This window comes from uncultured Campylobacter sp., assembly GCF_938015785.1.
Classification (GTDB): Bacteria; Campylobacterota; Campylobacteria; order Campylobacterales; family Campylobacteraceae; genus Campylobacter_B.
Map to the genome: position 1 here is coordinate 1 of NZ_CALLWC010000042.1, position 6,456 is coordinate 6,456.

The 6,456-nt window shown below is 51.3% G+C and carries 5 protein-coding genes; 4 read left to right on the plus strand and 1 reads right to left on the minus strand.

The genetic code is table 11. The features are described 5' to 3' along the window. A partial coding sequence (locus Q0393_RS06165; RefSeq protein WP_298978739.1) for a formate--tetrahydrofolate ligase occupies positions 1-266 on the plus strand: 266 nt, incomplete at its 5' end. A 175-nt stretch (positions 267-441) separates the two neighbouring features. Here the strand turns inward: Q0393_RS06165 and Q0393_RS06170 are convergent. Continuing rightward, on the minus strand, positions 442-684 hold the full coding sequence (locus Q0393_RS06170; RefSeq protein ID WP_298978741.1) for a hypothetical protein: 243 nt from the start codon (positions 682-684) through the stop codon (positions 442-444). Positions 685-1,710: 1,026 nt separating this feature from the next. On the opposite strand from Q0393_RS06170, the gene Q0393_RS06175 reads away from it, so the two are divergent. The 3 genes from Q0393_RS06175 (at position 1,711) to Q0393_RS06185 (ending at position 5,748) form a co-directional block, all read left to right on the plus strand. After that, a complete protein-coding gene (locus tag Q0393_RS06175) occupies positions 1,711-4,338 on the plus strand; it encodes a hypothetical protein (protein WP_298978743.1) in 2,628 nt (875 codons plus the stop codon). A gap of 57 nt (positions 4,339-4,395) precedes the next feature. Next, positions 4,396-5,028, plus strand: a complete 633-nt coding sequence (locus Q0393_RS06180) for a tetratricopeptide repeat protein (RefSeq protein ID WP_298978744.1) — start codon at positions 4,396-4,398, stop codon at positions 5,026-5,028. 168 nt (positions 5,029-5,196) lie between these two features. Continuing rightward, a complete protein-coding gene (locus tag Q0393_RS06185; protein ID WP_298978747.1) occupies positions 5,197-5,748 on the plus strand; it encodes a hypothetical protein in 552 nt (183 codons plus the stop codon). Positions 5,749-6,456: the final 708 nt, after the last annotated feature.

Here is a 6,456-nt window from a genome sequence, read left to right on the forward strand (position 1 = left end):
AGGCGCTACAGCACATCAAGGCCTTGGGGCTTGAGCGGCTAAACGTCTGCATCGCAAAGACACAGTATAGCTTCAGCGACGATGCTAAGGCGCTTGGGCGGGCGCGCGGCTTTAAGCTCAGCGTCAAGGACCTTCAGATCCGCACGGGAGCGGGCTTCATCGTCGCCGTCTGCGGCAAGATAATGCTGATGCCGGGGCTGCCGAAGGTTCCTAACGCGCTAAATATGAAGATTACGAGCGATGGCATTATAAGCGGGCTGGCGTGATTTGGGATTTATTTTCGGCGCTCAAAACCAAAGCCGAAAATTCCGCGCTTGGGCGGTAAAATTTAGGTGCAGGCTTCGGCGGCGATAAATTTTGCTTGCAGGTTGCGGCGAGTTTATCGAGCCCCGGTTTTAGCGCGTCATGGCTTACTGCGCTCGAGCTTTATCGCGCTAGGCTTTAGCCAGTCGAATTTTGATTATTCGGGTTATTCAGGTTATTCGGTGCGCCGATCTCGTCCCGCGAAATTTCATTAAATTCTGCGTAAAATTCTACGCAGAATTCGGCGCGAAACCCGTGCAGGTTTAGCATTTGAAATTTCGCTCGCAAAATTCCGCGCAAAAACTGGGCGCAAGATTTTAAACCGAGCCGCTCGCGAGTTTGCGAGCTCATCGCGGCAAGATTTAAAATTTCATAATGCATAAGCTCGCCGTGAAATTCAAAATTTCACGCGGCTGCGCACAGTGTCATGTGTCGTTACGAGATTCTAAATTTCATGTCGAGCGTACCGTCAAATTAATCCGTCGGTCGCGCAGCAGATCGCCGCACGAGTTAAAATTCGCGCTTGCGCCGCGATATGCACCGCCGCAAGTTAAATTATGCGGCAGGCGAGCTAAATTTTACGCTCGTGCGGATCAATCATGTTGGCGGAGGTTTGCGACGCCCAGATTAAATTTTACACACCGCCGTGCAGCGCCTGCAGTGGGCGCAGATGTGTCTGATCCGTTCTGCTTGCAAAGGCGCAGGCAGCTATAACTGCGCGGTAACAGGATTAAATTTTACGAGCTGACGCGTCGCGTCATGAATTTTCGCGTCGTGTCGCTCGCTGCGACTAAATTTGTGCGACGACTATATGCCGCTGCACGCTTGTAAATTAAATTGCACTTTATGCACCCGTCGCCTGATTGTCGCGCGGGATTGAAATTTGCGTGCCGCTTATCGCAGAATTTTAGGTCGTTGCACGCCGCGCCATAGCTGTCGTAAAATTTTAAATTTCATGCTGTGTGTACGTACGAGCTAACCGTGAAATTTAAAATTTTATGCAGGCGTGGAATTTGCTGTGCGTTATGCTGTATCGCGCATCGTCGCGAGCCAAATTATACGCTGCTGCGGAATTAAAGTCTTGCATACCTGCTGCTACCGCTCGGGCGCCGTATGCCGGGCGGCTCCATTTTGCGATCCGTTCGCGCCGTATTTGTTGCGGTTAGTTACGCGCGTCGCCGTCGCAGTGCGAGATTTTGCGTCGAGCTCTATTTTAGAGTTTTGATTTGCAGCGAGATTTTACGGCGCGCAATAGCGCTAAATTCCATCCTGCGTGAGATTTTGGAATTTTAAAATTCCCTTTCGCGGTATAATTGTATGAAATGCAAAATTTGCAGGATTTTAATAAAGGAATTTTAAAATTTATGCGGCGCGGCTTTGTGGCGCGTCCGCAAGAAAGGAGCGATCATGGACAAGCTGGATAAAGAGGAGCTTGCAGAGGCGTTTGTTGCTAGACTAAAAGCTTTAGCGCGTAGCGGCGGCGCCGATCTGCGTGAGCTTGATCGCGAGTTCTACGGATTTAGCGTGCGACTTGGCGTGCGTTACGACTTCGCCGGCAAGTTTAGCGTCTCGCAGATAAGCGGCGGCGAGCGCGCTCAGCTGCATTTCGCTGACGTCGCGCAGTTCGAGGCTCATGCGCGCGAGTGCCTACGCGCGGCAAGCACTGATGCGGAGCTAAGCGAGGCCTTTATGCTACGCCTGCGTGCAGATCCCCAAAAAGCCGCTACGAATGCGGATCAGATCATAAAATTTCACGATTTTAAGCCCTTTAGCGTTCAGCTGCGTTGCGAGCATTGCAGCGGATCGGGCAGGAGACGCTGCAAAGCCTGCGAAGGCGCAGGCAAGGCGCTATGCGCTAACTGCGGTGGACGCGGGCGCTTGATCTGCCCCGATTGCAAGGGCACCGGCGGCTATAGTCGCGCGGCGTTAAGCTCTACGGACGCTCATGCGCGCGGCCTTTCTGGAGGCGACTCTGCAGGCCCTGCGTCAAATTCTATGGGCTATCGCTTCATTCCCTGCGCTAGCTGCGGCGGTAGCGGCTCGCGCATTTGTCCCGCTTGCGGCGGTGCGGGCAGGCTGCGCTGCGAAAAGTGCGGCGGTGCGGGTGATTTTCGCTGCGATCACTGCGATGGGCGCGGGTATTTCACTCGCACCGGCAAAGTATCCGTTTATGCCCGCCCGAGCGTCAGCATAGGTGCTAGCTCGCAGGTTTTCGGGCGCGAGCTGCTGGAGTTTTTATGCAGCAAGGGCGTAGGTTTTGCAGCACGCAGACTTTTGTTTCGTCTAAGCTCGCTGCGAGCGGTGCAGGGCGGCTGCGAAGCAGTATTTAGCGCGGAGGATGATTTTTTGCGCTTGAGTTTTGCCGTCTGCGGCAAGGCTTACGATGCGGCGTGCTTCAGAAGTGCAACATTTGTAAGACCTAATTTTTTGGACGAAGTTTTTGCGCCGGAGCTTGCGGCGGTGCGCGGCGCACCCGCTAGGCTAGGGCGGGACGATGCGCAAAGCCTTTTTGCACTGTTTCGCGCAAAGCCTATGCTGGATGCGGCGATGCGCCTAGCTAGTGCTAAGCTGCGCGGCGAGACGCTAAATCTCGAGCAGTTGCGCGGCGCGGATAGACATTTTAACTTTGCAAATTCTGCCTGCAGCGCGGCTGATCGCTACGTTTTGAGCCTTGTAAAAGACGCTTCTCGCAAAGAAAATCTCGAGGGCGGCGCGAGCGTAAAATTCGCGGGCATGAAATTCGCGAACGCTTCGGCAAATCCTATGAGCGCAGAAGATAATCACTTGGGATCGCGCGGAGAGCAAGGCAGGTTTGCAGGCGGAGTAGGCGGCGGCATAAAATTTACAGGGGCGGATCTTTCGGAAAGCGGAGAGAATTCTGCCAGCGATTTTGATGCTAGGCAGCAAAGCAGCGAAGCTCGCGCGCAGAATGGATCTAATTTTGCCGGCTCGCAAGAAGGCTTAAGTGACACTTCTGATCGCGCCGCGGAGGGTCTTTACGAATTACGCGGCGAGCGAGATTACCGAGATTTAAGTGTCTTGGGTGCTGAAAATTCCACAAATTTCATAGACTCCGCCGCAATAAATTCCGAAAATCTAGCCGCTGCAAAATTTAAAAATCGCGCGAACACGCAAGATCCTGCGTCAAATTCTAAAATTTCGCCCTTTGCACGATTAAAGAAGTTCTTTTTCCCACGTTCTTTGCGCGAGGATTGCGTGCAGAGTTTCGCCGCGGCGCTTATGCGCGTTTGCGAGGGCTTTATTTCGCAGCAATGCGCTCGCGATTTGGGCAGCGCGATGGCTGGGGCGCTTGGCGTGCTAAGTCCGCGATATGACCGCGCGGTGTGGTGCATAGGCGGAGGCGCGCTCATCGCGGCGGCTGCGCTGGCGTGCGAGGGCTGCTTCGAGATGATCTTTGCGGAGCATTATTTTTGGGCACTTGCATGTGGCGTGGCAATCGCTGCTGCGGGGCTGTTAGGCGGTGTGGCGCTGTGGCTGGCAAGCGTAGTGCGGTGCGTCGTAAAAGCTCGTAAAATCCCGCGAGAGTATCGCTGCGGCAGAGGCGGCGCGGCGTTTGCTAGCTTTTGCAAAGCCATGCTCTGCGCCGTTTTAGCTAGCGCAATCTACGGAGGCGCGGCAAATACGGGCTATGTGCCGAAAACCGGCGCAGCAGGGCTACTGCAAGGATGGATGCCTGCATTTTTTAAGGAGGAAAATTCCGCTTCCGCGAGTGATGGCGTAAATTCTGCAGACGAAAATTCTACGAGCGCAAGCTCTAGCGGCTCTGAAAGCCCTGCTTCAAATTCCGCTTCCGGGGCGACTAATAATTCCGCTGCGATGCAAAAGGATAAAATTTTATATATTCAAAAAAGCATCGGAGCCAAGCAGGATGGAATTTTTGGCGCACGCACGTTAAAAAAGGCGAGGGAGGTTTTGGATCAAAATCTAAGCGGCGTCGATGAAATTTACGAGGCTCTAAAAAGCAAAGAGCAGGCGAGATCGAACCCGAACTCTAGCGATCAAACTGCGCCTTAACGATAAATCCGCGTCTTAGGCTTGGCGGGCGATCTTAAAAAATCAAAAAGGACTAAAATGAAAAATAAAATTTTAATTCTAGCATTCGCTGCGGTGCTTTCCGCAAATTTCGCGCTAGCCGAAAATTTTGAAATCACCGCAGACGATATAAGCAGGGCTACAAAATCCTGCGATAAGGGCGATATGAAGTCGTGCGGGGCATTGGCGCAAATTTACAATTATGGCTGGGGCGTGCCGCAAGATCTGCTAAAGGCTGCGCCGTTATACGTCAAAGCTTGCAAAGGCGGCGATGCGGAGTCGTGCGTAAATTTAGGCATTTTGTATCAAAGCGGGGAGGGGATGCCGCGCGATGAGGCGAAGGCGGCGGAGCTGTTCGACAAAGCCTGCGATGACGGGCACGCGATAGGCTGCAGTAACGCAGGTTCTGCGTATATCAAAGGCAGAGGCGTGCGCAAAGACGCTATAAAGGGCGTAGGTTACTATGTGCGCGGTTGCGATATGGATATCGCGGACAGCTGGCTTGCGTGTTTAAATTTAGCGCGTCTTTACGAGGGCATAGATAATGTTAAAGCCGTAGAATACTACAAAAAGGCCTGCGAACTAGGCGGCAAGGATAGATTTATGAGCTCGGTAGCGGAGCATGAAAGGGCATGGCAAAGCTCATGCGAAAGTTATGAGAGGCTTAAATAGCCCGCAAATCCATGCTTTGAAGCAGACCCTCGCGCTCGCCGTGGTTACGGAGTAAGAACCATAGCAGATTTCGCATAAATAGTGCAAATCTAAACATCAAGTATCCTGTAGAAGCGGAAACATAACGACGCAAGCTCTTAGCGGGCTCGTATTTTAGGAGGCAAGATAATGGCGCTAGCGCTGATCCGCCACGTTACGCCGCTGATCGATCGCGGCGTATGCGACGCTGCAGAAGCGGCACGGCGCGCGATCCTATATGGCGCTACGCAAAGCTTAGCTTTGTGGCAAACCGATAAATTTAAAAGCAGCGCCACATACGAAAAGCTTGCCGGCATAAGCCGAGTATGTTCCTCTCCGCTGCCGCGCGCCGCGCTTACGGCACAAAAGCTATTCCCGAAGCGGGACATAGAGTATTTGGAGGCTTTGCGCGAGTTTAATCTGCGAATATTCCCCGTGCCGCTAATAAAATGCCATTGTCGGCTCGTGCTCTCGCGCCTGCTGTGGCTGTGCGGCATGAACCCTAGCGGCGCAAACGTGGGGGTGGAACGGCGGCGCGCGCTTGATCTGGTGCCGTCGATGCTGGAGGCGGACACGGCGGTTATCGCGCACGGCTTCGTGCTGCGCGTAATACGCCATGGCACGCGGCAGGCAGGCTACCGCCTGATATACAGCTTTTGCGAAGGCTGCTTCTGCGTAGAAATTTGGCAGCGTGCCGTGTAGAGATACCGCTCTGTGCGAAAATTTGAAATTTTGCGCAGCTAAGAGATTATGAAATTTCGTAAAAGGGATTTACAATCGGAATTTCGCGCCGCAAAATCGAAAAGACGGAGCTTTGCTAGATTAAATTTACAGGTCAAATTTATCGGAAGCTACTTTGAAATTTTGCGGAATTTTATTTCAGCGCAAAGATAGCGCCGTTTTAAAAGGTGGGAGATTCTTAAAATTTATGCACGCGCCACGATAAACGCGAGCTGCATCGATTTGCGTAGGTAAATCATGCTGAGTTAAAATTTAGAATTTATGACGCAAAATTTTAAAATTCTACGAACCGTAAATTTACGGCTTAAATCCAAAATTCCGTTATGATGAAATTTAAAAATTTTACGTTGCTTTAAATTTGCCTGCAAATTTGAAATTTCATGTTATTTAACGAGTTACGCGCTGCACCGATAAATCTGCGAGAATTTAAAAATCCTCGCTTCGCACCACCGTTCTTCGCACCACAGAATTTATGCTAGTAGGTGTAGAACCTCTCTAAAACACCACTAGATACGCATTTAATAGCTTGTGCATTTTTTATAAACTTAGAGGCAGTAACTATAGGAGTAATTTTCGCAATTCTTCTCTATATAATTCTAGCAAAAGGTTACTTATATAACTATCATTTATAAGTTGTTATTATTTTTACAATATTTTCTATTGATTTAG

What these genes read in the sequence shown, in the direction of transcription:
- Q0393_RS06170 (WP_298978741.1), bottom strand. Translation starts at nt 684, where the DNA reads ATGCATTATGAAATTTTAAATCTTGCCGCGATGAGCTCGCAAACTCGC.
- Q0393_RS06175 (WP_298978743.1), top strand. Translation starts at nt 1,711, where the DNA reads ATGGACAAGCTGGATAAAGAGGAGCTTGCAGAGGCGTTTGTTGCTAGA.
- Q0393_RS06180 (WP_298978744.1), top strand. Translation starts at nt 4,396, where the DNA reads ATGAAAAATAAAATTTTAATTCTAGCATTCGCTGCGGTGCTTTCCGCA.
- Q0393_RS06185 (WP_298978747.1), top strand. Translation starts at nt 5,197, where the DNA reads ATGGCGCTAGCGCTGATCCGCCACGTTACGCCGCTGATCGATCGCGGC.